Below are 24450 nucleotides of genomic sequence, written 5' to 3'. Positions count from 1 at the left end.
TTACCCCACAACAAAACCCCACAGCAATTAAAAATCTAGAACTTAGGAAAACGTACAAAGCCTTATTATTCCTGACGCTTATCAAAAACCAAAAAAAACACAAGCAAATTACAAGCCATATATCAACCCAAGAAAAATCAACAAATTATATTAAAATAAAACCTCACCCCTCCATCCAACAAAGCGTTAGACGCCCCCTATAAAAACTCTTTTACGATGATATTCTAAATATATTTTCTGACGATCATGAAAGCCACCTACTTTTTGCAAGCACGCCTGTTCGACCCCCAGTTTTCTTAAGTCTAATTCCTTTATGAGATTAGAGATTAAGACATCCCCATCGTCACCAAAACTTATTAATCCACGATCAAACAATAGATCTGCATTAGGGGTTAGCAATAATCCATTTGCACCGTCGAGTCGTTGTTCTGCAGTCTCACAAACTCTCCAAGGCTTAATATGGCTCGCAATCAATAGCTCGGGTGTATCTACACCAGTTAGCCTGCAAGACTTTTCGAACTCAGATACTCTTTTTCTAAATAACCCCTGACCTCTACGCGCACTAATAGTTGCCTGCTTGACAGTTTCACTAAGACTCTGATCAACCAATATATTTTTCTCGATGGCAAAATCAATATCATCGAGAACTTTATCTTTTCTATTTTCGTCAAAAAAAACTGCAATAGGCTCAGAAACAAACCCCACTTTTAAGACATTAAAAACCTGCTCGCCAACTTCAGTTAGATAAACTCCTTGATGGCCTTTACCAGTCACGGGACTGATAGGTGAATATTTTTTTGGCAATGTATCTCTAAGAACCTCTATATATTGCTTTGGAAATACTGGCGTTTTTAAAGCTCTCCATTCAACAGGTAAAACCCAACCATTTTTTTTGTCCCAATTCTCACCAGCCTGCCTAAATGAAGGGGGTTTTGGCGCAGGTGATGCAAAATTAGTTACTAAGCCTACATAGCGAATCTGAGAGTTTGCATATGAAATTACAAGATCCCCAGGTGAAGCTTGTCGCAAAGTATTGTAAAAGTAATTGCTCTTGCCGTCAGCTTTATACATCGGAGACCAAAGAAAACCGCCTGATATCTCATATTGGGACGTCTGCTTATGATTGACCCACCAATATCGCATTGTGCATACCTATGGCTCGCCTAAATTTGGGCGGATACTCTTTTGTTGCCTGTGAAGGTGAATGACCTAATTGAAAAAATGGCACCCTACAGGAGGTTTCCTACACGATAAACAGATAACCACTACAGGTAAAGAACGACTACACCTAGACTTGAAGTTTTTTCAGAAATATCCTACAGAGTGGCTTGTTGCAGCGATGCGAGTCGGAGCCTACACTTGTGCCGCGCCTAAGAAACGCTTCAAACAGCGGGATGACCGCTTCCGATACAATGCGGCTTTGGTACGTGCGGCTTTCGGCTGCACGTCCTGAATTTTCTGTCATGTCGGGAGTGGACTAATACAAGACCTGCAAGGGGAATATGTCCGGCCTTCTGTTTGGGGTTTCTTAGCTCCCGACACCTTAGCCCTAAGAAGCTATCAAACAGAGATCATCGTAAATGTTTAAAAACCGGTTAGTGAGCAATCACACGCCCCGCCCTGCCGAGGCTAAAGCACCTAAACTCCTCACCCCAACCCCCTTTCACCGCCACAACCGCCAACTCCTCGCCCTACTCCTCGAAAACCAACCCTGGTTCAGCGCCCGCGATCTGGGTCGCATGATCGGCTGGCCTTTGAACGAGCGGACGCTGCGCAAGCTGGACGCCGACCAGCACCGGATGATCACGCTCGACCTGCATGGCGAAGCACAGTCAGAGCTGATGGTCAGTGAGTCAGGGGCGTACGCGATGATGGTGCATCACTATCACGCGGAGAATCGCGGGTTGCGGCAGTGGATTACCCATGAGGTGGTGCCTGCGTTGCGGGATGGGCAGGTGCCGTTCGATGACTGCACGCCGAACCTGAGCATGCTGCAGTGGCCGGGGTTGTCGGTGAGTCTGTTGCACTGGCACAGCGAGCCGTGGATACGGTTGCGGGATATGCCGATGCTGTTGGCGCATCCGCAGATGCAGGTTGAGGCGCGGCCGCGCAGTTCAGGCAGGTCTTGGTGGCGGGCAGTGCTGCCTGCTTCTCGGCTGGGTTGAATGCGTGGTGATGGCCGTGACGTGTGGGTGACGGCCATTGTGTCTAGTCGGATCAGCCTTTCAGGCGGCGTCGGTAGTCGTTGATCATTTCTTTGTTGACGTCATCCTTGTAGCAGATGGGCGCGTAGCCGCCTTTGCGGCTGTAAGCGCTGCGTTTGCCACATTGACTGCCATTGCGGGCAGAGTTGTAGGGGCACGGGCAGCGGCCGGGGTAGCTGTCTATGGATTCCTGGATGATGGCTTTGACGATTGAGGTATCTGTTACCTGGGTTTCTCTGGCCTGCACGGTGAAAGCGCAGAGCAACGCGAGTGTGGCGAAGAGGCCTGTCCCTGTCTTTTTCATGGCTATTCCTTAGCGAGTGCAGACGAGTGTCTGTTGCAAGGTTTTACCATGATGGTATTGAGCCATCAAATTTTGTTTGTTGAGGTGGTTGTTGGGGATTCGGGTTGTTCGGTGAGCCTATTTGGCAATGAGGCATGGCTAGGCCAATCTGAGATTTGGTTGCCAAGGACGTAACGTATACACAGGTTTTGCTGCCGGTTCCCGGCAGATCGCGAACAAGTTCGCTCCTACGCCCTACGGGCAGAAGCGGGTCAGCGAAACGTCGACCGGTGCGCCCCACGGCCTCCGGCCAGAAGCCGGAGTTGTGAGTGATCAGGCATTTGCCTGATGGCTTGGATATGACGCGGAGCGTCACGAAATGCGTGCCAACGCTGAGCATTGGCACGATAGTCACATGGAGCGATGGACACGATAAGTGGCGAGAGCCTGCGGGGCTACTGCACCCCGCAGGCGGCGTACATCAGAACTGCCAATCCAGCGACAGCCCTACACCGTGGTTTTTATCCCGTGCACCCAGCAAACCGTTGTAGTCCAGGTTGATGCGTGCGTCCCTGCCCAGGGCCAGGCTGGCGCGGGCGCCGACTACTGCGGCGTCGCGGTCCATCGAGACGCTTTGCACGTTGAAGCTGTTACCGGCGCCGGCGAAGGCCAGGTGTTGTTCCGACGAGGTGTCGCTCAGGTTGTGCTGCCAGCCGAGGGTAGCGGAGACGTCGAGTTTTTGGGTGTCGTTGAGGTTGAAGCGGTTTCCGGCACGCATGCCCAGGGTCGAGAGCACGGTATCGCGTGTGTCGTCGCTGCCTTTGAGGGCCGTGGCGCCGCCTTTTTCGGTGAAGCTGTCGCTGTCGAAGTGTACGTAAGCCAGGTTGGCGAATGGCTCCAGAGCCAGCGGTTGCAGGTTCAGGCGGTAGGCGGCTTCGGTGAACACCTGGCTCGACTGGGCGTCGCGCTTGACCTTCTGACGGTCGGAAAACGCGCCGAATTGCAGGTCGCGTTTCACGTCGATGCGGTGCCAGCTGTGTGATGCGCCTGCGGTGAGGCGCAGTGCGCCCTGTTCGTGGCCGATGTAGGCGCCCAGGTGGTAGCTATCTGCCGAGGCTCGCGAGTGGGTGTCGTCGCCCAGGCTCAGCGAGGTGTCGCTATAACCTGCCATCGCGCCCAACCGGGTGTGCTCGCTGATCAGGCCGTCGACGCCTGCCAGCAAGCCACCCAGCGACGAGGTCGAGCTGGCGCTGTCGCTGCTGCCGCTGTTTTTGCCCCAGGCCCCCAGCGCCTTGACCCACACCGAGTTGTCTTCACTGCCCGGTGCCGGTTGGTCGTACAAGCCTTCAACGCGCAGACGATCACCCACGGCGTCGCGCAGTTGACGGCTGTCGTTGATCAGTTGCGTGGCGATGGCCGGGTGCACTTCGCCCGCCAGTTGCGTGAATGCACGGCGTGCGCTGGCAGTGTCCTGGCTGAGGATGATGCTCTCGTAGACCGGGTTGCCCGCACTCAGTTGCTCAATGGCTTGGGCCACGCTGCGCTGGTTGGACGTTTGCGCCGCGCTGGCGAAGCTGTCGCCGTTACGCGCAAGGGCCAGTGTCACGCCGCTGCCGGTGTAGGCCAGGTTGCCGTCCAGGAAGGCGTAGTTATCGGTCACCGAACCGAACTGACCCTGAACGCCGCCAGCCGCCTGCAGCACGTTGAACTGTTGACCGAGGACGCTGCTGGTCTGGTTGCTGCTGAGCAGTGCGGGGTTGTCGTTTTCGAGAGACAGGGCCATGTTGGCGCCGCTCACGGTCGCGATGCCGCCGACCACGATGCGATCGCTGACGGTGGGCGAGAATTCAACCGCGTAAGTCGAGCCCGGCGCCAGGTTGAGGTCGCCCGCCACTTGCAGGGTGCCGATGGAGTTGCCCGGCGCGACGGTGCCGCCCTGATTGGCGGTCAACGACGCGACGCTGCCATTGCCACCCAGAATGCCGCCGTTGTTGACGGTAACCGCAGAGGCCAGCGAGCCGTTGATGGCCAGGCGACCTTGATTGACCAGCGTCGGGCCGCTGTAGCTGTTGGCCCCGGTCAACACCAGGGTGCCGATGCCTTGTTTGGTCAGGCCGCCGTGGCCGGAGATGTCGTTGCTCCATACGTCGAGCCCGCATTGCGGCCCGCTGCAGGTGCGTTGGGTCGGCTTGCCGGCATCGACAATCGCTCCGACGCCGGGCAGGTCAGCCACGAACTGGCTGTCGCCGTAGGCGCCGTCGATACGAAACTCGGCAGGAATGTCCGCTTCGGTAACGAACATGCTCGGGCCGTTGACTGCCTTGCCGAGGTTGATCATGCCCCAGCCATACAGCGCGTCGACGCCCGGCGCGCCGAGGTCGGTGGCGGTGGTTTTCAGGACGTCGGCGACCTGCGCGCCGGTCATGTACGGGAAGCGCTCCATCAGCACAGCCATGCTGCCGGCGACATGAGGCGCGGCCATCGAGGTGCCGTTCTTGTTGGCCCAGCCGACGGTCAGGTCTGTAAGGCTGGTGCCGTTGAGCACTGAGCTGTAGATACGCGTGCCCGGCGCCGAGACGCAGAAGCTGGCGGTGTAGCCGCAGCGCGAGGAGAAGGTGCTCAGCGTGTAGGGCGTGGTAGCGGCCGCTGCGGCATCCGGGTTTTGTTGCAGGGCGGCGACGGTCAGCCAGTTGGGGGCGATCTCCGGTACGAAGTAGCCGAGCCCGGCCATCGCGTCGGGGTTGTTGAGGTTGTAGTCGTTACCTGCGGCGAAGATGGTCACCACGCCGCTGCGTGCCGCGTCGATCGCCCCCTGATAGGCGCCACCCGGACGCGTGCCGAGGATCTGGCGGATCTGGTCGAACTGCACTTGCGCGTCCTGCACGGTGAAGTGCGGGAACGCCGGATCGCGACCGCCTTTGTCGAAGCGGTCGGTGATGCCGATGCCCCAACTGTTGTTGATGACCCGCGCACCGCTGTTGACCAGTGCATTCCAGCCGGCCTGATACACCGCGCCGTCGTTGCCCAGCACGATGCCGTCTTCCGGGCCCGGGTCGCCGTTGTCGGCGCTGATGATTTGCGCGTTGTAGGCCACGCCGTGCATCGGCCCGCCGTCGCGATTGCCACCGGCGATGCCGCCGACGTGGGTGCCGTGGTTACCCAGTTTGCCGCCGGAGTCCAGGCTCGGTGCGCCGTCGTAACGGAAAGCATCGCCCGCCTTCACCGGGATGTACGGGTCGGTGTATTCGCGGATGCCGCTGGTGACCAGATTGATCACCTTGTCGGGGCTGTCGAATTCCGGATGCAGGGCATAGACCGGCTGGTCGAAGATGCCCAGTTTGATGCCTTTGCCCGAGTAGCCTGCGGCGTAGGCCTGATCAGCGTTGATCGCGCCCAGCCCCCAGTCGGCGTTGAATTCGGCACTACGCCAGCTGGCGGCATTGCCCGCCTGCCCCGCTTCCACATAAGGTGCGGCATGAGCCACGCCCAGTGTCGCCAGGTAGCAGGCGAGCGCGCCGCAGGACGCGCGATTGATCGCCCGAATGGCTTGGCCCAGGGGTTTGACCGAGGTGTGTCGGGTGTTGAATGCATCTTTCATGAAAATTACCGTCCTTAGTTAACGCGCACGAATCTCCGCGCGCATGCATCTGCATGCGCGTCGTTCTTTTGGGTTTAGGGTTGCGTACTGCTTAGAACTGCCAGTTGAGGCTCAGGCCGATACCGTGACTTTTCTCATGACTGGCCAGCTGGCCGCTGTAATCGAGGCTGATCCGCGCCTCCTTGCTCAACGCCAGACTGGCGTGAGCACCGACCAGCGCGGCGTCGCGCACCAGTGGCGAGCTTTCTATACCGAAGCTGCTGCCACCGGTGGCAAACGCCAGATGCTGTTCGGAGTCGGTGTTGCTCAGGTTGTGCTGCCAGCCGAGGCTGCCGGACAGGTCGACCTTCTGACGGTCGCTGATCGCGATGCTCTTCAGGGCACGCAGCCCCAGGGTGCTCAGCACCGCATCACGGTTGTCGCTACCGGCAGACAGCGCTGCAGCGTCGCCCTTCTCGGTGAAGCCATCGGTGTTCAGGTGGACGTAGGCCAGATTGGCGAACGGCTCAAGCGTCGCGGGTTGCAGGTGAATGCGATACGCCGCCTCGGTGAACACCTGGGTGCTCTGCGCATCGTGTTTGGTTTTCTCCTTGCCCGCTGCGCCGCCGACCTGCACATCGCGTTGCGCGTCGATGCGATGCCAGCTGTGTGCGGCGCCGAGGGTCAGCCGCAGCGCGCCGATTTCATGGCCGAGGTACGCGCCCAAGTGGTAGCTGTCCACCGAAGCCCGGGAATGCGTGCCGGAGCCCATGTTCAACGAGCTGTCGCTGTAGCCTGCAACGACACCCAGACGTGTGTCATCGGCAAGGTTGCCATCGACACCTGCGAGCAGCCCGCCAATCGAGGTGGTGTAACTCGCGGTGTCGTCACCCGAGTCGGTCTTGCCCCAGGCGCCCAGCGCCTTGAGCCAGACGTTGTCTTGTGCGGCAGTGTTGCCATCGGTGCCGAACACGCTGGCGCCGAGGCGCTCGCCCACGGCATCGCGGACCTGACGGCTGTCGTTGATCAACACGCTGCCGATCGCCGGGTAAATTTCGCCGGACAATTGCTGGAAGCTGTCGCGTGCCGAGGCAGCGCTCTGGGTAAGCAGCAGGTTTTCATACACCGCGTTACCGGCACCGAGTTGCTCGGCGGCAGTCGCCACAGCCGCCTGATTGGGGGTTTGCGCCACGCTGTTGAAAGCCGCGGTTTGCTCGACGTTCAGTGCCACGCCCGTGGCCGCGTAGTCGAGTCGGCCACCGAGGAAGGCGTAGTTGGAGGACACGCTGCCGAACTGGCCATTGATGCCATTGGCGGCTTGCAGCACGTTGTACTGGCGACCTACCACGCTTTGGATCGGTGCGGAATTCAAGGCCACTGGCGTCGCATTCTCCAACGCCAGCGTCATGTTCGCGCCTGACACAGTGGCGCTGCCGGTAGCGACGATGCGGTCACTGGCGGTTGGTGAAAGCTCCACGGCGTAGGTCGAACCCGATTCGAGGGTCACATCGCCATTGACCTGCAATGTGCCGATGGAATTACCCGGCGCGACGATACCGCCGTTGCGCGCCGTCAGCCCGCCGATCTGGCCATTGCCGCCCAGCGTGCCGCCCGCATTGACCTGCACGGCTGACACCAGCGAACCGTTGACCGACAGCAAACCGCCGTTGACCTGCGTGTCACCGCGATAGGTATTGGCGCCCTGCAGAATCAGTCGACCCGAGCCGGATTTGATCAGGCTGCCTTGGTACTGACGCTGTGCCGCTGCGGCGGCGCGAGCGGTGCCGGTGGCGTAATCGGCCTGATCCTGCTGGCTGGCGGTGCTGGCAACGCCGTTCTGCCAGCCTTTGCTGATCAGCGTCTGCTGCCAGGTGGCCTGCTCGGCGCTGTCCTCGGCCTGACGCTGGATCAGCGCCTGATCGGAAATATTGTTGCTCCACACATCCGTCAAACCTGCGCCCAGATTGGCGTCGAAGGTGCCGAGCAATTGGCCCGGACCCCGCATCGCCCGCTCCAGGTTCGCCACACCCCAGCCGACGCTGTTGGTCGGTGCCTGGGTTATCGAACCGTCGAGCTGGGTGGCGGTGGTCAGCAGCACTTGCAGCGCCTGCTCGTTGTTCATGTACGGGAAGCGCTCCATCACCAGCGCCAGCGCGCCGGTGGCATGCGGCGCGGACATGGAGGTGCCGGATTTGATGCCGTAACCGCCGCCCGGCACGGTGCTGTTGACCAGCCGACCGGGCATGGTGATGCACCAGTATTTGGACAGGCCGCACTGGTTGTAGCGTTGACCGTTGCTGCTGTCGAGGCCCGACACGGCCAGCCAGTGGCCTTCGAGATCCGGTTCGAAATACGGCAGCGACGCCCGCACGCTGGCATTGGCATAACCGCTGTTGCCTGCGCTGAAGACGTTGATCACGCCTTTGCGCGAGACATTCGCCGCTTCGTCCAGCCAGGTGCCGCGGTTGTAGTGCTGAGCGTAGGCAGCGCGCACGCCCGCTTCAGTGGCGTAGGTCACATCGGCCGGCTGGCTGCCCCAGCTGTTGTTGATGGCGCGCACGCCGGCATCGGCCAATGCACCGTACACCGCCTTGAAGTACTGCGGGTCGGGGTTAGGGCCGAACAGGAAGCTGTCGTTTTGATTGGTGTTGCCGACGTAGATCTGCGCGTTATACGCCACGCCGTGCATGCCGACGCCATCGCGCGCAGCGCCCATGGTGCCGGTGACGTGCGTGCCGTGGGTGTCGTTGTTCGGGTTGATGGCACCGGTGATGCTGAACGGCGAGCCATCAACGTAGGTGCCGCTGGCGGTGACTGCGTGGTAGCGGGACGGCGTGGCTTCCGGGTGGGACGGGTCGAAACCCGAGTCCAGCGCACCGATCTTCACGCCTGCCCCGGTGATGCCAGCGGCGTAAGCCTGATCAGCCTGGATACGGCCCAGCCCCCAGTCGCTCTGGAATTCTGCAGAACGCCAACTGGCAGCGTCCCCTGGCTTGCCCTGCTCGACATAGTCAGCATAGGCCGAGCAGCCGAACGTAAACGACAGCGCACAAAGTGCGCCGGTTGCTACAGGCTTGAACGAATAACGGACAACACTCACGCACTTCGACTTTTGCATCCCTGCACACCTGATACTGGTTGGCTCTTGATTGAGCGATTCCAGAACATAGTCCGCAGTTTGAAACTTGGCAACCTATTTGTTTCAAATCTGTTACAAAGATTAAAACCATAAGGAAAACGCATCGCAGGACATATATATCGCTGATAGGCGCTTGAATCTATTGAGATTATTTTGGATTTTATTATGCCGTTGAATTATTGCGTAGTGGCCATTTAATTGCACGCGACTTATGTTTCTCGCGCTCTACCCACTGTTTCCAGTGACAGTTGCCAACGGCGTTACTTGCCTGAAAGCACCAAAACTTGTCCGGTAATAACAAATGTCCATTCGGAGATTCCCGGAAAAAAGATGACGCAGAGCGTCATGAACGGCATGCCCACGCGGAGCGATGGGCACGATAGAGGTGGGCTGGGGCTTGCGTGAACACACCATCAAGCCCCCCAGCACGGCACCAGGACGCAGAGCGATGGGCACGATAAGTGGTGTGCTCACCATCGTTCCCACGCTCCGCGTGGTAATGCCGTTCAGGACGCTCCGCGTCCTGTCCAAAGAAGTGGCCTGCTTAGCGGCTGAGCCAGGTGTTTGCGCTGCGACGAGGATGCCTGCACCATGCCGCCCTGATCGCGACCCGACCCAAGGCAACCCCATGGCACACAACACGGCCTCTGCGCTGAAAGCACTTATCAAGAAACTGCGCGGAGTATTGAGCCGGGTTGCAGGAGGCACAGCGAGCCAGCGACAGCACCCGGAGCCCGCTACGCCTGCAGCGCAATTGCCTGAACCGCAAGCGCCTGTCAGAACACGCCGCGCCAAACCCGGCAAAAAGCCCCACAAGCCTGCGCCGCCGACACCCACGGCAAAGCCGGCGGCGCCTGCGTGCCCGCACTGTCGGAAAACCATGGTGATCAAGGTGGCCCGCACCGGCAAGAACGCCGGGGAGTTCTGGGGTTGTGTGGCCTACCCGAAATGCCGGGGGATCCGACCGATCTTTCGCTGAACGCAGGACCGGTCGCCCCTTACACGCTGCGCTTAGCTGATGTTGGCCAACAGCTCGCGCGCCATGCGCTGATGCTCTTCGTCGGACTCGTCAATCACCTGCTGGAGGATCTCACGGGCCGACTCGAGATCGCCGTCCTCGATCAGCACCTGCGCCTGATTGATCTGGCTGAGCGGCGGCTCTTCCAGGTCCAGCAGGTCGAAATCGGCGTCGTCGTTCATGAAGCTGTCGAGGAAATCGTCACTCAAGCCGTCAGCGGCAGATGGTGCAAGTACCTCAACAGGCTCAATGACCTCGGGCTCGGAGAAATCACTGAGGAACTGTTCGTCGGAGAGCTCGAAGACTTCCGGCAGCTGGGTCAGGTCCGAAGAAAAACCGGGGTCGACTTCAACGGGCGCTGGCGCAGCGGCAGGCTTGGCACGCGGCGGCGGGCTGTCGAACGGGTCGACCAGATCCCAGTCGGCGTCCATCGACAGGTCATCCAGGTTCAACTGAAATTCGTCAGCGTGCTGTGGATTCAGCGCCTCAGCGGCGCTTTCATCCAGCTGCGCCGAGGGTTTTGGCTCGGTCTCTGGCTGCAGGTAGGCCGTAGGCTCGGGCTCGGATTTCTCGAAAGACAGTGTGCTGGCTGCCACCGCGACAGCCGGGACGACTGCCGCCACGGGGGCGATCTCGGCAGCCTTGAGCTGCGGGAACCGATCGCGAATGTCCTGAATGGTCTGCGGGTCGACGCCATGCTCCAGCGCGGCCTTTTCTTCGCGAACGAAACCGCTGCCGTCGCCCTGCTCCGCCAGCAACTCCAGCAGGCGGATGCGAATGTCATCGCGTTCAGGTTGGGTTTCCAGGGCAGTGCGCAGAATACCCATCGCCTCGGTGAACCGTCCGTAGGCGATGTAAATGCTGACGCCATCCAGAGCATCCGGAGTAGTGCCGGACGAACGTTGCGCTGGAGATGGTTTGGCCGGTGCCGGTGTCGAAGGGTTCTGCACCGGGGGTTGCGGCGCCACGGCAGGAACTTCGAACACCGGAAGCATGGCTGCCTGAGCGGGCTTGATCAGCGGGTCATCCGGGGTGACGGCGGGTGCTGCTGACGCCTTGCGCTGCTGACGCCGTTTCGAATAAGCAAACGCCACCAGCAGAAGCACAATCAATACGGCAGCGAGCAGTATCGGCAGGCTGAGGAATGAGTCGCCGCCCGATGCAGCAAGAGGCTGAGCAGGAGCGGCAGGCGCAGCAGGTGTGGCAGGTGCGGGGGCTGCAGGTACAGCTGCAACTGGCGCGGCGGCGGACTGCGCAGAGGCCAGATCGCTGCGCAAGGCGATGATCTGTTTGTCCTTGCCGCTCATCTGCTCCTGCAGTTCCTGAGTCTGGGCCTTTAGCGCCTCGAGCGACTGAGTCAACTGCTGGTTTTCGATGGCAGCGGCCGACAACTGCTCGGCGGTACGCTGCAACTCGGCAGGCTTTGGCGACGGCGCAACAGCGCTTGCGGCAGGCGCTGCGGCGACAGGCAGCACCGCGACGTCCGGCAGCAACAGGTCCTGACCGACTTTAAGCGCGGCACCGGCACCTGCGGCGAAGACCTGCGGGTTGAGCGAACGAATACCGTCCGCCAGTTGGCTTGCCGACACCTTGTTGCCCGGCCCCTGCAAGCGACTGGCAATACCATTCAGCGTGTCGCCACTGGCCACCGTGTAGTGTTTGCCCTGAACGGCGGCCGGTGGCGCGACCGGCATGCGGCTTTCCGAAGACGAGGCGGCCGAGCGCTGCTGGTTGCGGCTGCGCGTGGCGGCCAGGCCTTGTGCCGACGTGGCAGGATCGAGCAGCAGCGTGTATTCGTGCAGCAAATCGCCATTCGGCCGCGCCAGCTGGACGAGAAAACTCAGGTAGGGTTCGGTGACCGGCTTGTTGGAAACCACCCGGATCACGCCGCGGTCACCGCGCAGTACCGGCGTGAAGCGCAAGTCGTTGAGAAAGAACACACGCTCTATGCCCGCCTTGGCGAATGCTTCAGGCGATGCGAGTCGGGCGACCACGTCTTCATTGCTCAGACCGCCGGTTTCCAGCAACTGGATCTCGGCATTCAACGGCTGGTTGAGCGCCGAGTGCAAGGTGATTTCACCCAGGCCCAACGCAGACGCCAGCGTAGAGCAGGTCAGCAACGAGACCGCCAACACGCCCTTGCCAAACGCCTCGCGCGCCTTGCGGCCTGCACCTTCGACAGCAGCCAGTGAACTCTTCAGCATGCGAACCCTTATGGAAACCACGGCAGGCTTCTCACGTAATCAGATGGACGTCAGTATCCGTTTAACGATTATGGTTGAGAATGCGCAGCTTCGTCTCAGGATCTTTCCAGATTGGCCAGAATCTGCGCGTGCACGCGCATGCTGACGCGCAAATCCTCTTCGCTCACGCCCTCGAACAGCTCGATACGCAATACATTGGCGATGTTTTCAATTTTTTCGATCAGGGGCAATGCCGTGTCGCTGAGCAGGATCTTCTTCGCACGTCGATCCTCGAGCACCGCCTGACGCTGAACCAGGCCCTGTTTTTCAAGGCTGTCGAGCAAACGCGCCAGGGTGGGGCCTTCTACGCCCACGCTCTGCGCCAGCTCGCGCTGGGTAGGCGGTTCGGTAAAGCGCGCGAGGTGCAGCAGAACCAGCCAGCGAGCCTGAGACAGGCCAAGATCGGCCAGCCGACGATCCAGCTCGGCACGCCAGCCTCGCGTGAGGTGTCCGAGTTGCATCCCGAAACGATGTTCATCAGTCAATGGCATAAGGAAACTCGTGATTCAAACTAATTATTAGCGAGCTAAGCATGGTCCTTATGTTCAAGCAAGCACGGGACGGTGACGCTCCGTCGCACGCTGTTATACCTCAAACTCCGATTGCAGCGCTGCACGTACGCAATACAAGACGCCCTCCGGCACCCGCCCGGCAAACTGCTCGGCAATCGCCGACACCGGCGGCAGTTCTCCTTCGCCATCGAGAAAGGCGTCCTGCACCTCACCCAGCAGGTCTTCCGGCAAGTCCAGCGCCTGCTCGATGGATAACTGCTGCTTGCCGATGGCTTCGGCCAGCAGGGTGTAGACATTCTTTTCCGAGCACTGCAACTGACCGGCGATCTGCGTCGGGGTCATCCCGGCACGCGCCAGGCTGATCAGCTCGTGACGCACATCGGCGACCACGCGTGGCGCCTCGGCCTTGCCGCTGAGCACTTCGAGAAAGGCTTCGCCATAACGCTCCAGCTTGCGCGCACCGACGCCGCTGACCTTGGCCATCTCGGCCATCGATCCGGGTTTGCTGCGCAGCATTTCCAGCAGGGTCGAGTCCGGGAAAATAACGTAAGGCGGTACGCCGTGCTCTTCGGCCAGCTTGCGGCGCAGCGCGCGCAGGGCTTCCCACTGCTCGCGCTCTTCGCCACGCACCAGTTGACTGGCCGGGCTGCCGGAGCTGCTTCGCGACGTGGTCTGTGGCTTGAGGTCCTTGCGCAGCTCCAGAGAAACTTCGCCACGCAGCAGAGGGCGGCACGTCTCGCTGAGGCGCAGGCCGCCATAGCCTTCAAGGTCGATGTCCGCCAGACCACGCGCAACCAGTTGGCGGAACAGCGAACGCCACTCGGCCTCGGTGCGCGCCTTGCCGACCCCGAACACCGACAGGTGCTGATGGCCGAAGCTTTCTACCTTGTCGTTGGACTTGCCGAGCAACACGTCGACCAGATGACCGACGCCATAACGCTGGCCGGTACGGTAGATGGCCGACAGCGCCTGACGCGCAGGTTCAGTGGCATCCCAGGTCTGCACGCCATCGACGCAGTTGTCGCAATGGCCGCACGGGTTGGGCATGTCTTCGTCGAAATAGGCCAGGAGGGTCTGCCGGCGGCAACGGGTTTCTTCGCACAGGGCGAGCATGGCATCGAGCTTGTGCTGCTCCAGCCGCTTGTGGCGCTCGTCACCTTCGGAGTTCTGCAGCATCTGCTTGAGCATCAGCACGTCTTGCAGACCATAGGCCATCCAGGCATCGGCGGGCAGACCGTCACGCCCTGCCCGACCGGTTTCCTGATAATAAGCCTCGAGCGATTTGGGCAGGTCCATGTGCGCGACGAACCGCACGTTGGGCTTGTCGATGCCCATGCCGAACGCGATGGTCGCGACCATAATCAGCCCTTCCTCGTTGAGAAAGCGCTTCTGGTTGGCCGCCCGGGTTTCGGACGGCAGACCGGCGTGATAAGGCAGCGCCGGATAGCCGTTGTCACTGAGAAAGACAGCGACCTCATCGACCTTCTTGCGCGACAGGCAGTAGACGATACCGGCGTCGCTGCGGCGCTCGGAAAGGAAAGCCAGCAGCTGTTTGCGCGGCTGTTCCTTGGGCACGATGCGATAAAAGATGTTGGGCCGGTCGAAGCTGGACAGAAAGCGCTCGGCGTTCTGCAGGTGCAGACGCGTGACGATTTCTTCACGGGTGCGCTTGTCTGCGGTGGCGGTCAGCGCGATGCGCGGCACGTCCGGAAACAGCTCGGCCAGTTGCCCCAGTTGCAGGTATTCAGGGCGGAAGTCATGACCCCATTGCGACACGCAGTGCGCTTCGTCGATGGCAAACAGGGCGATCTTTAGGTTTTGCAGGAATGACAGCATGCGCGGCTGGACCAGACGCTCCGGAGCGAGGTACAGCATTTTGACTTCGCCCAGACGAATGCGATTGGCCAAGTCGCGCTGCTGCTCGGCGCTGAGGGTCGAGTTGAGTGCAGCGGCGGACACGCCCAGCTCATCCAGCGTGGCAACCTGGTCATCCATCAGCGCGATGAGTGGCGACACGACCACGCACAGCCCGTCACGCAACAGCCCCGGCACCTGGAAACACAGGGATTTGCCGCCACCGGTGGGCATCAGCACCAGCGCATCACCACCGCTGGCTACACGCTCAATAATGGCACCCTGGCGACCACGAAAGCTGTCGTAACCGAAGATGTCTTTAAGTACGCGTTGTGCCTGCTCAAGCATAAAAACCCCGGAATATCCTGCTGCACTGCAAAACGGGGGAGTATACCCGAGCGCTCGGGAGCAATGGATGACTGGGACATGAGCGGTCGAAATTAACTGCAATTGGCCTGCGCGCTGGCGCCACGGACGCTCAGGGCCTAGAATCCAGCATCGTTTATTTTCAAGGTAGCGCTTCCATGTCCTTCGCTGAGCAATTAACCCGCCTGCAAGTCTTCCTCGATGCAGATGAACTGCACGAAGAAGCACTGGACTACGTGGCCGCGCATGGCTACCTGACCGCTTTGTCCATCTGCGCCGAAGAGGTGCCGGAGCGCGAGTGGATCGACGCGCTGTTCTCCGAGCCGCCGCAGTACTCCAGCGAAGCGCAACAGACAGAAGTCGAAGCGACGCTGATTGCCCTCAAGGCACACATTGCCCGCCAGTTGGCCTCGGACGAAGAGTTCGAGTTGCCCTGCGATCTGGATCTGGGCGACGACCCGGATGACTCCGACCTGCGCGGCTGGTGCATCGGCTTCATGGAAGGCGTGTTCCTGCGTGAAAACGCCTGGTTCGAAAGTGCCGAGGAAGAAGTCAGCGAAATGCTCCTGCCGATCATGGTCGGTTCGGGCCTGTTCGACGAGCAGCCGGAGTTTGCCGACATCGCCCAGGACGCCAATCTGATGGACGACATGATCGTGCAGATCCCCGAAGCGCTGACCGCCCTGTACCTGCTCTGCCAGGCACCGGACGAAAAGCCGGCTATCCTCAAGCCCCGCCATCACTGAGTCGGCGCCTATGGCGCAAGGCTCACCGCGCACCAGCCGTCACCGGTCGGTGCGCTATCTGCTTGTAGCGGTTGGCTGGCTGAGCGTGGTACTGGGCGTGGTCGGTATTTTTCTGCCGGTGCTGCCCACCACGCCTTTTCTGCTGCTGGCCGCTGCCTGTTTCGCGCGCAGCTCCCCGCGCTTCTACGACTGGCTGGTCAACCACCCGCAACTCGGTCCGTGGATTCGTGATTACCTCGAAGGCAACGGCATCCCGCTCAAGGGCAAGGTATACGCCATCGGTCTGATGTGGCTCAGCATCAGCCTGTCCTGTTACCTGGTGCCCTCACCCTGGGCACGCGTCTTCATGCTCACCAGCGCAGTGCTGGTGACGATCTATATTCTCAGGCAGAAGACACGCCCGCCGGGCCGCCGCACGAGGTAGCGCCGAGCGAAGCCGACGCCACCGCAACACTCAGACCGTCACTTCTTCTTGTCCCTGGCGAACGCGGCTTCCAGCGCTTCATTGAGGGTGCGCAACACCTTGACTCTGGCCCAGCGCTTGTCGTTGGCCTCGATCAATGTCCACGGCGCGATTTCGGTGCTGGTGCGATCCACCATGTCGCCGACTGCCTGGCGGTAGTCAGGCCACTTCTTGCGGTTGCGCCAGTCGTCTTCGGTGATCTTGTAGCGCTTGAACGGGATCTTTTCGCGCGCCTTGAAGCGCTCCAGCTGGGTCTGCTGATCGATGGACAGCCAGAACTTGACCACCACAACGCCTGCTTCGGTGAGCTGCTCTTCGAAGTCATTGATTTCCGAGTAGGCGCGCTTCCAGTCCGACTCGCTGCAAAAACCCTCGACCCGCTCGACCAGCACGCGGCCGTACCATGAGCGGTCGAAGATGGTGAATTTGCCGCGCGCCGGTATCTGCCGCCAGAAACGCCACAGATACGGTTGCGCGCGCTCGTCCTGGGTCGGCGCGGCGATCGGTACGATGGCGTATTGACGCGGGTCCAGCGCCGCCGCTACACGTCGGATCGCCCCGCCCTTGCCTGCCGCATCGTTGCCTTCGAACACCGCCAGCAGCGCATGGCCTTTCATGCGCTTGTCGCGCATGTTGCCGGACAGCCGCGCCTGCTCGGTAATCAACTGCTGCTGATAGTCGTCCTTGCTCAGGTTCAGGCTCAGGTCGAGGCTGTCGAGCAGGGTCAGCTCGTTGCTGTGAATCGCCAGCGGCCCGACAGTCAGCGCAGCGGTCTCGGGCTCGCCCTTGTTCAGCGCGGCCTGCATGCCCTCCAGCAACAGGCGGCCGACGGTCAGGCTGCGGTAGTTGGCGTCTACCCCCTCGATCACATGCCAAGGGGCGTATTCGCGGCTGGTACGACGCAGAACCCGTTCGCCGAAGCGCACGAACTTGTCGTAGGTCTTGGATTGCTGCCAGTCCAGCGGGCTGATGCGCCAGCTGTGCAACGGATCATCCTTGAGAGTTTTGAGGCGCAGCTTCATCTGCTTTTTGGACAGGTGAAACCAGAACTTGAAGATCAGCGCGCCTTCATCGCAGAGCATCTTTTCCAGTCGCTCGGCGCCGCTGATGGCCTGATCGAGTACGGCGTCCTTGAAGCGCCCGTGAACCCTGTCCTGGAGCATCTGGCTGTACCAGTTGCCGAAGAAAATACCCATGCGGCCCTTGGCCGGCAATTGCCGCCAGTAGCGCCAGGCAGGCGGGTGAGCGAGTTCCTCGTCAGTCTGCTGATCGAAGGTGCGCACCTCGATCAGGCGCGGGTCCATCCACTCGCTGAGCAGCTTGACGGTCTCGCCCTTGCCTGCGCCTTCTATGCCGTTGATCAACACGATGATCTGGCGACCGGCCTGCTCGTGCAGGTCTATCTGCGCTTCCAGCAAGGCTTCGCGCAGTTGCGGCAACGCAGCCTCGTAAGTCTCATCGTCAATGGCATGACCGATTTCAGCGGATTCAAACATGCACAGCTCCTGATTGATGTTGGCTCAGAGAACGCCTGATGGGGATTGTGACCATTGATTGCAGGCATCGGTCAATCCGCACATCCTTGATAGCACTTTTCTGTGCGCAGACGGCTAAAATGCCGCCACTGCCTTTGCTGAGCCCGACATGACCATTACCCGCCACGCCCAGATCGACTGGGACGAACACGGCAACCCGCGTTCCCGCGACTTCTCCGACGTGTACTTTTCCACCGAGTCCGGTCTGGACGAAACGCGCCATGTGTTTCTGGTGCAGAACGACCTGCGTCGGCGCTTCACCGAGTTGTCGGACGGCGGCCGGTTGATCATTGGTGAAACCGGCTTCGGCACCGGGCTGAATTTCCTCTGTGCCTGGCAGTTGTTCGACGAGTGCGCACCCTCCAATGCACGCCTGCAGTTCGTCAGTGTCGAGAAATACCCGTTGAGCCGCGCTGACCTGCAGCGAGCCCTCGCGCTGTGGCCAGAGCTGTCGCCGTTCGCGGGTCAATTGCTCGATCAATATGTGGCTGTGCATGAAGGCTTTCAGCGTCTGGTGTTCGCTGGCGGCCGCGTGACGCTTACATTGCTGATCGGCGATGCACTGCAGATGCTGCCGCAACTGGACGGGCAGATGGACGCCTGGTTTCTCGACGGTTTTGCGCCAGCGAAAAACCCGGAAATGTGGACCCCCGAGCTGTTTGCCGAACTGGCGCGCCTGTCCACATCTAGCACCACGATTGGCACCTTCACCAGCACCGGCTGGGTGCGCCGCTCGCTGAATGCGGCAGGGTTCAAGATGAAGCGCGTGCCGGGCATCGGCCACAAATGGGAAGTGCTGCGCGGCACTTTTATCGCCTGGCCAGAGGACGTGGCGCCTCCGCCTGCTGCCAAGCCCTGGTTCGCCCGCCCCGCACCAATGGGCGGCGAGCGCAAAGCGCTGGTGATTGGCGCGGGCCTGGCCGGCTGCGCCACGGCACAGAGTCTGGCGCAACGCGGTTGGCAGGTCAGCCTGCTGGAGCGCCACGCCGCACCGGCGCAGGAAGCGTCGGGCAATCCGCAGGGCGTGCTGTACCTGAAACTGTCGGCGCACGGTACGGCGCTGTCACAGTTGATCCTCAGCGGTTTCGGCCATACGCGAAGGCTGCTTGAACGCTTGCAGCGCGGAGTCGACTGGGACGCTTGCGGGGTGCTGCAACTGACCTTCGACGACAAGGAAGCGCTGCGTCAGAAACAACTGGCCGATGCGTTCCCCGAATCACTCCTGCACCTGATGGACCAGCCTGCGGCAGAAGCGCAGAGCGGCATTGCGCTGAACAGTGGCGGGCTGTTTTACCCCGAGGGCGGCTGGGTTCATCCGCCTGCGTTGTGTCACGCACAGGCCGCGCACGCGAATATCCGCCTGATCACTCATCAGCAGGCACTGGAACTGAGACGTGTCGATGATCATTGGCAGGTCTGGAGTAACGAGCAGTTGATCGACAGCGCACCGGTCGTGGTGCTGGCCGGGGCAGCTGATATCCGGCAGTTTTCGCAGAGCGCCAACTTACCGCTCAAACGTATCCGTGGGCAGATCACCCGTTTGCCGCAGACTCAGGCCAGCGCGGCATTGCGCAGCGTGGTGTGTGCCGAAGGTTATGTGGCTCCGGCGCGCCTGGGCGAACATACGCTGGGCGCCAGTTTCGATTTCAACAGTACCGATCTGACGCCCAACCTCGCCGATCACCTGGACAATCTGGGGCTGTTGCGGGAGATTTCGCAAGACCTCACTTCGCGCCTTGAAGCCGCCGATTTGTCGCCCGAGCAATTGCAGGGACGCGCGGCGTTTCGCTGCACCAGCCCGGATTACCTGCCCATCGTCGGACCGCTGGCAGACCGCGAGGCGTTCATGCAGGCTTATGCCGCGCTGGGCAAGGACGCACGTCAGGTGCCGGACATCGCCTGCCCGTGGCTGGACGGCCTGTACGTCAACAGCGGCCACGGTTCGCGCGGGCTGATCACCGCGCCGCTGTGTGGCGAACTGATCGCCGCCTGGCTCGACAACGAACCACTGCCCTTGCCACGCAGCGTGGCCGAGGCCTGTCACCCCAACCGCTTTGCCCTGCGCGCGCTGATTCGCGGCGGCGGGAAGCAGCCTGAAAAGCAGGACCAACGTGGCGCATCGCACGCTAGTTGAGATTATCGTTCCCTACGCTCCAGCGTGGGATCAAAAAGAAGACGCAGAGCGTCCTGAACGGCATGACGACGCGGCGCGTCGCACGGTATTTCCTACGAGCACGCTCAGGCGCTACTCTTGAACGTCTGTCAGAACAATTGGGCTGCTCATGCTGCAAGTGCGAAACGTATTCAAGCGCTACACCACGGCACAGGGACCGCTGGATGTCTTGCGTGGTGTCGATCTGCATCTGGCACAGGGCGAAAGCCTGGCGTTGATGGGTGAGTCCGGCAGTGGCAAGAGCACCTTGCTGCATCTGGTGGCAGGCCTCGATCAGGTCGACGACGGCAGCATCGAAGTCGCAGGCCAGCGTCTGGACCTGATGAACGAAAGCCAGCTGGCTAACTGGCGGCGTACCGAGATCGGCCTGGTGTTTCAGCAGTTCAACCTGATCGGCAGCCTGAAAATAGCCGACAACCTGGCGTTTCAGGCCCGGCTGGCCGGGCGCGTTGATGCAGCCTGGCAGGCGCACTTGATCGAGCGACTGGGCCTGGCCGCGCTGCTGGATCGCTATCCCGAACAACTCTCTGGCGGACAGCAGCAACGTGTAGCGATAGGCCGCGCCCTCGCCTCCCGACCCGGCCTGCTGCTGGCCGACGAACCCACCGGCAATCTCGACGAAGCCACCAGCGACGAGGTGCTGCAACTGCTGCTGGATATCCTCGCCGACAGCCCCACCAGTCTGCTGATGGTCACCCACAGCCCGCGCGTCGCGCAGCGGCTATCGCGCAAAGTGGTGCTGCATCTGGGGCGTCTGGCTGACGAAGGCGAACGCTGATGCGGGTTTTCTATTGGACGCTGCGCGCCCTGCTGAGCCATTGGCGCCGTCATCCGGTGCAGTTTTTCAGTGTGCTGACAGGCTTGTGGCTGGCCACCGCGCTGCTCACCGGTGTACAGGCGCTCAATAGTCAGGCGCGGGAAAGCTACCAGCGCGCCAGCCAGTTGATTGGCGGCGAGCCACAGACCCGTATCACAGCCAGCAGCGGCGGGCTGTTCCCGCAGGCATTGTTTATCGAGCTGCGCCGCGAAGGCTGGCCCGTGTCGCCCATGCTGCAAGGGCGCATCGTGCTTCAAGGGCTTGAAGACCGTCGCCTGCAACTGATGGGTATCGAGCCAGTGACCTTGCCGACCGGCTCGGCACTCGCCGGGCAGACGCTGAACGCCGAACAGGTCGTGGACTTCCTCACACCACCGGGCATGACCTGGGTTGCGCCGCAGACCCTGCAAGCACTGGGGCTCAAGGAAGGCCAGCAGCCACTGACCGAAACCGGCGTACCGTTGCCCCCCCTGCACGCCAAACCCGACATGGCGCCCGGCGTTTTGCTCACTGACATAGGCTTTGCGCAACCGTTGCTGGGTCAGCCGGGGCAATTGTCCGCACTGTTGCTGGCCAAGGATTTTGCCCGGCAGAACCCTGCGCTACCGGCAGATCTGAATGACCTGCTGGTGATCAAGAAAAGCGGCGAAGAAAACAATCTGGAGCGCCTGACCGAAAGCTTCCACCTGAATCTGAACGCCCTGGGGGTGCTGTCTTTCATCGTCGGCCTGTTCATTGTCCACGCCGCAATTGGCCTGGCCCTCGAACAGCGTCGCGGCCTGCTGCGCAACCTGCGTGCCTGTGGCGTCAGCGCACGTCTGTTGATCGCTGCGCTGGGCGTAGAGCTGGGCGCACTGGCTCTGTTGGGCGGTATTTTTGGTGTGCTCAGCGGTTATCTGCTGGCCAGCCTGTTATTGCCGGATGTCGCGGCCAGCTTGCGCGGCTTGTATGGCGCGGAAGTCGCCGGCCAGTTGAACCTCAGTCTCTGGTGGTGGCTGAGCGGTATCGGCCTGAGTCTGCTTGGCGCATTGCTGGCCGGTGCCAATAGCCTGTTGCGGGCTGCGCGTTTGCCGTTGCTGGCACTGGCCGATGCCCAGGCATGGCAGCAAGCTCATGCGCGATGGTTGCAGCGTCAGGCGTGGGTGGCCGTGCTGGGCACGGTGGTTGGCGTGAGTGCGCTGTTGTTCGGCACCAGTCTGATGCTGGGGTTCGTGATGATGTCCGCCCTGCTGCTCAGTGCCGCGCTGGCCCTGCCGGTTTTGCTGAACGCCATGCTTGGCGGTCTGTTGAAGCGCAGCCGCTCGGTGCTCGGGCAATGGTTTCTGGCGGACTGTCGTCAGCAGTTGCCCGCCCTGAGCCTGGCGCTGATGGCCCTGTTGCTGGCGATGGCCGCGAACATCGGCGCAGGCAGCATGACCTCGGGTTTTCGCCAGACCTTCAACAGTTGGCTGGAGCAACGCCTGACCGCCGAATTGTATGTCAGCCCGCAGAACCCGGAGCAGGCAGCGCCGCTGAACACCTGGCTGAGCCAGCAACAGGATGTCGGCGCCGTGCTGCCCAACTGGCAGGTGCCGGTGCAAGTCCAGGGCTGGCCTGCGGACCTGTTTGGCGTGATCGATCACAGCACCTATCGCCAGCACTGGGCGTTGCTGGAATCGGTCGCCGGTGATCCGTGGAATGTTTTGCGCGATGAAGACACGGTGATGCTCAGCGAACAATTGGCACGCCGCCTCCAACTGGGGTTGCAAGACACGCTGAACATCCCGGTACCCAATGGCAAGTGGACCCCGCGCATCGTCGGGATCTACGCCGACTATGGCAATCCCAAGGGCCATTTGCTGGTCAACTCCCGACACCTGCTCGCTCACTGGCCGCAATCGGTGCCGGTGCGTTTCAACCTGAGGGTCGATCAGGCGGCAATCCCGTCGCTGGTCACCCGGCTGCAAGCGCGTTTCAAGCTGGACGATAATCACATCATCGATCAGAGCCAGCTCAAGGGTTGGTCGAGCCAGGTTTTTGAACGTACGTTTGCCGCCACTGCCGCACTCAACAGCCTGACACTGGGCGTCGCTGGCGTGGCGCTGTTCATCAGCCTGCTGACTCAAAGCCAGAGCCGCCTCGGGCAGCTCGCCCCGTTGTGGGCGCTGGGCGTCACGCGACGGCAACTGATGCTGCTCAACCTGGGGCAGACCTGGCTGCTGGCGGTCCTGACACTGGTGCTAGCGCTGCCACTCGGGCTGCTGCTGGCCTGGTGCCTGGATGCAGTGATCAACGTTCGAGCCTTTGGCTGGCGTCTGCCGCTGCAGGTGTTCCCGCTGCAACTGCTGCAATTGATGGCGCTGGCGATGCTGGCGACTTTGCTGGCCTCGGCCTGGCCGCTGCTGAAGCTGTACCGCAGCCGTCCAGCGGATCTACTCAGGACATTCGCCAATGAACAGTAAATGGCTGATGCCGCTGGTCCTCGCCGGGCTGCTCGCTGCCTGCGACGACAAACCACAACCTGAAAGCGGATTCGCCGGACTGGGCAATACCGCCGACAGTTACGCGCAGGTGACGCCGGGCAAGGTCTTTTCATTCCCGCAAGACCACGGCCAGCATCCCGGCTTTCGTATCGAGTGGTGGTACATCACCGCCACCCTCAAGGATGACGCAGGCCAGCAGTTCGGCGTGCAGTGGACGTTGTTTCGCAATGCCCTGCGCCCCGGTCAACATACCGGCAGCGGCTGGAATGACGGCACGATCTGGCTGGGCCATGCGGCGGCAACGACGAGCAGCGGCCACTATGTAGCAGAGCGTTACGCACGCGGCGGTATCGGTCAGGCCGACGTGACCCTGGCCCCCTTCTCGGCATGGATTGATGACTGGGCATTTACCAGCAATGTTCGCAGCGCTGATCCGCTGACTGCCATGCAGTTAAAGGCCAGCGGCAAGGATTTTCGCTACGACCTGAGCCTGACATCCAGCAAACCGCTGGTGCTGCAGGGCGAACAGGGCTACAGCCAGAAATCGGAGGCGGGCCAGGCGTCGTACTATTACAGCCAGCCCTTCTTCGACGCCAAAGGCAGCGTGGAAATACAGGGCAAGACCTATCAGGTTACCGGCAACGCCTGGCTGGACAGGGAATGGAGCAGTCAGCCACTGACCGCCAACCAGAGCGGCTGGGACTGGTTTTCGCTGCAACTGGCAGACGGCGATCGCCTGATGCTGTATCGCATCCGTCACAAGAACGGCGCCCCCTACCTGACCGGTAACTGGATCAGCGCCGACGGCAGCACCCGGATGCTGCACGCCAACGAAATCAGTCTGGAGCCATTGAAGGAAACCTTGATCGGGGAGCATAAAGTGCCCACCCGCTGGAGAGTCAGGGTCCCCGACAGAAACCTGGACATCACCACCGAAGCGCTGAACCCCGCCGCCTGGATGGGCGTGAGTATTCCCTACTGGGAGGGGCCGGTGAGGTTCAGCGGAAGTCAGGAAGGTGTGGGGTATCTGGAGATGACCGGGTATTGAGCGCTGCGAT

The 24450-nt window shown here is 61.1% G+C and carries 16 protein-coding genes; 8 read left to right on the top strand and 8 right to left on the bottom strand.

The genetic code is table 11. The annotated features are described in order from the left end of the window. Nucleotides 1–186 precede the first annotated feature (186 nt). Nucleotides 187–1071: an HNH endonuclease gene (locus BLR20_RS12045; RefSeq protein ID WP_235810002.1), complete on the bottom strand. Its 885-nt coding sequence runs from the start codon at nt 1069–1071 to the stop codon at nt 187–189. A 509-nt stretch (nt 1072–1580) separates the two neighbouring features. Here BLR20_RS12045 and BLR20_RS12040 point away from each other — a divergent pair. Continuing rightward, nucleotides 1581–2165 (top strand): BRO-N domain-containing protein, encoded by a 585-nt coding sequence (locus BLR20_RS12040; protein WP_054993498.1) that lies wholly within the window; start codon nt 1581–1583, stop codon nt 2163–2165. Between the two features lie 52 nt (nt 2166–2217). Here the strand turns inward: BLR20_RS12040 and BLR20_RS12035 are convergent, their stop codons facing one another. The 3 genes from BLR20_RS12035 to eprS form a co-directional block, all read right to left on the bottom strand. After that, nucleotides 2218–2508, bottom strand: coding sequence for a hypothetical protein (locus tag BLR20_RS12035; protein WP_054993497.1), 291 nt, complete (start codon nt 2506–2508; stop codon nt 2218–2220). Nucleotides 2509–2968: 460 nt separating this feature from the next. Continuing rightward, the gene (locus tag BLR20_RS12025; protein WP_054993496.1) at nt 2969–6085 is read right to left on the bottom strand and encodes an autotransporter serine protease; all 3117 of its coding nucleotides are present in this window, start codon (nt 6083–6085) and stop codon (nt 2969–2971) included. A 91-nt stretch (nt 6086–6176) separates the two neighbouring features. Continuing rightward, nucleotides 6177–9182, bottom strand: a complete 3006-nt coding sequence (gene eprS, locus BLR20_RS12020; protein ID WP_054993495.1) for an autotransporter serine peptidase EprS — start codon at nt 9180–9182, stop codon at nt 6177–6179. Nucleotides 9183–9831: 649 nt separating this feature from the next. Here eprS and BLR20_RS12015 point away from each other — a divergent pair. Beyond that, nucleotides 9832–10182, top strand: coding sequence for a topoisomerase DNA-binding C4 zinc finger domain-containing protein (locus tag BLR20_RS12015; RefSeq protein ID WP_010426822.1), 351 nt, complete (start codon nt 9832–9834; stop codon nt 10180–10182). A gap of 32 nt (nt 10183–10214) precedes the next feature. Here the strand turns inward: BLR20_RS12015 and BLR20_RS12010 are convergent, their stop codons facing one another. From BLR20_RS12010 to recQ, 3 genes are all read right to left on the bottom strand, one after another. Continuing rightward, nucleotides 10215–12425 carry a motility hub landmark protein FimV gene (locus BLR20_RS12010; RefSeq protein WP_054993494.1) on the bottom strand — a complete coding sequence of 737 codons (2211 nt, stop codon included), beginning with the start codon at nt 12423–12425 and terminating at the stop codon, nt 10215–10217. Between the two features lie 95 nt (nt 12426–12520). After that, nucleotides 12521–12955, bottom strand: a complete 435-nt coding sequence (locus BLR20_RS12005) for a MarR family transcriptional regulator (RefSeq protein WP_010426824.1) — start codon at nt 12953–12955, stop codon at nt 12521–12523. A 93-nt stretch (nt 12956–13048) separates the two neighbouring features. Further along, the gene (recQ, locus tag BLR20_RS12000) at nt 13049–15178 is read right to left on the bottom strand and encodes a DNA helicase RecQ (protein WP_010426825.1); all 2130 of its coding nucleotides are present in this window, start codon (nt 15176–15178) and stop codon (nt 13049–13051) included. 176 nt (nt 15179–15354) lie between these two features. Between recQ and BLR20_RS11995 the strand changes: the two genes are divergently transcribed. Both BLR20_RS11995 and BLR20_RS11990 read left to right on the top strand, forming a co-directional pair. Then, entirely contained in the window at nt 15355–15942 is a 588-nt protein-coding gene (locus BLR20_RS11995; protein WP_003314545.1) for a UPF0149 family protein, read from the top strand. A gap of 10 nt (nt 15943–15952) precedes the next feature. After that, nucleotides 15953–16366, top strand: coding sequence for a YbaN family protein (locus BLR20_RS11990; RefSeq protein ID WP_032613787.1), 414 nt, complete (start codon nt 15953–15955; stop codon nt 16364–16366). Between the two features lie 38 nt (nt 16367–16404). On the opposite strand, the gene pap is transcribed toward BLR20_RS11990, so the two are convergent. Next, entirely contained in the window at nt 16405–17901 is a 1497-nt protein-coding gene (gene pap, locus BLR20_RS11985; protein WP_032613785.1) for a polyphosphate:AMP phosphotransferase, read from the bottom strand. A 148-nt stretch (nt 17902–18049) separates the two neighbouring features. On the opposite strand from pap, the gene mnmC reads away from it, so the two are divergent. The 4 genes from mnmC to BLR20_RS11965 all read left to right on the top strand — a co-directional run bounded on the left by mnmC (nt 18050) and on the right by BLR20_RS11965 (nt 24440). Further along, the gene (gene mnmC / locus BLR20_RS11980) at nt 18050–20074 is read left to right on the top strand and encodes a bifunctional tRNA (5-methylaminomethyl-2-thiouridine)(34)-methyltransferase MnmC2/FAD-dependent 5-carboxymethylaminomethyl-2-thiouridine(34) oxidoreductase MnmC1 (protein WP_054993493.1); all 2025 of its coding nucleotides are present in this window, start codon (nt 18050–18052) and stop codon (nt 20072–20074) included. A gap of 148 nt (nt 20075–20222) precedes the next feature. Continuing rightward, nucleotides 20223–20891, top strand: a complete 669-nt coding sequence (locus BLR20_RS11975; protein ID WP_003418247.1) for an ABC transporter ATP-binding protein — start codon at nt 20223–20225, stop codon at nt 20889–20891. Then, the gene (locus BLR20_RS11970) at nt 20891–23371 is read left to right on the top strand and encodes an ABC transporter permease (RefSeq protein ID WP_054993492.1); all 2481 of its coding nucleotides are present in this window, start codon (nt 20891–20893) and stop codon (nt 23369–23371) included. The genes BLR20_RS11975 and BLR20_RS11970 overlap by 1 nt, the downstream gene beginning before the upstream one ends. Further along, entirely contained in the window at nt 23361–24440 is a 1080-nt protein-coding gene (locus BLR20_RS11965; RefSeq protein ID WP_054993491.1) for a lipocalin-like domain-containing protein, read from the top strand. Before BLR20_RS11970 ends, BLR20_RS11965 begins: the two co-directional genes overlap by 11 nt. Nucleotides 24441–24450: the final 10 nt, after the last annotated feature.

Origin of the sequence: Pseudomonas congelans, assembly GCF_900103225.1 — a bacterium.
GTDB lineage: Bacteria > Pseudomonadota > Gammaproteobacteria > Pseudomonadales > Pseudomonadaceae > Aquipseudomonas > Aquipseudomonas congelans.
Note: the sequence above shows the minus strand (reverse complement) of the source record. Positions and strands in the feature narration are given on the sequence as shown.

Excerpts from the sequence above, each read along its gene's own strand:
- BLR20_RS12045 (WP_235810002.1), bottom strand. The coding sequence starts at position 1,071 with ATGTATAAAGCTGACGGCAAGAGCAATTACTTTTACAATACTTTGCGA.
- BLR20_RS12040 (WP_054993498.1), top strand. The coding sequence starts at position 1,581 with ATGTTTAAAAACCGGTTAGTGAGCAATCACACGCCCCGCCCTGCCGAG.
- BLR20_RS12035 (WP_054993497.1), bottom strand. The coding sequence starts at position 2,508 with ATGAAAAAGACAGGGACAGGCCTCTTCGCCACACTCGCGTTGCTCTGC.
- BLR20_RS12025 (WP_054993496.1), bottom strand. The coding sequence starts at position 6,085 with ATGAAAGATGCATTCAACACCCGACACACCTCGGTCAAACCCCTGGGC.
- eprS (WP_054993495.1), bottom strand. The coding sequence starts at position 9,182 with ATGCAAAAGTCGAAGTGCGTGAGTGTTGTCCGTTATTCGTTCAAGCCT.
- BLR20_RS12015 (WP_010426822.1), top strand. The coding sequence starts at position 9,832 with ATGGCACACAACACGGCCTCTGCGCTGAAAGCACTTATCAAGAAACTG.
- BLR20_RS12010 (WP_054993494.1), bottom strand. The coding sequence starts at position 12,425 with ATGCTGAAGAGTTCACTGGCTGCTGTCGAAGGTGCAGGCCGCAAGGCG.
- BLR20_RS12005 (WP_010426824.1), bottom strand. The coding sequence starts at position 12,955 with ATGCCATTGACTGATGAACATCGTTTCGGGATGCAACTCGGACACCTC.
- recQ (WP_010426825.1), bottom strand. The coding sequence starts at position 15,178 with ATGCTTGAGCAGGCACAACGCGTACTTAAAGACATCTTCGGTTACGAC.
- BLR20_RS11995 (WP_003314545.1), top strand. The coding sequence starts at position 15,355 with ATGTCCTTCGCTGAGCAATTAACCCGCCTGCAAGTCTTCCTCGATGCA.
- BLR20_RS11990 (WP_032613787.1), top strand. The coding sequence starts at position 15,953 with ATGGCGCAAGGCTCACCGCGCACCAGCCGTCACCGGTCGGTGCGCTAT.
- pap (WP_032613785.1), bottom strand. The coding sequence starts at position 17,901 with ATGTTTGAATCCGCTGAAATCGGTCATGCCATTGACGATGAGACTTAC.
- mnmC (WP_054993493.1), top strand. The coding sequence starts at position 18,050 with ATGACCATTACCCGCCACGCCCAGATCGACTGGGACGAACACGGCAAC.
- BLR20_RS11975 (WP_003418247.1), top strand. The coding sequence starts at position 20,223 with ATGCTGCAAGTGCGAAACGTATTCAAGCGCTACACCACGGCACAGGGA.
- BLR20_RS11970 (WP_054993492.1), top strand. The coding sequence starts at position 20,891 with ATGCGGGTTTTCTATTGGACGCTGCGCGCCCTGCTGAGCCATTGGCGC.
- BLR20_RS11965 (WP_054993491.1), top strand. The coding sequence starts at position 23,361 with ATGAACAGTAAATGGCTGATGCCGCTGGTCCTCGCCGGGCTGCTCGCT.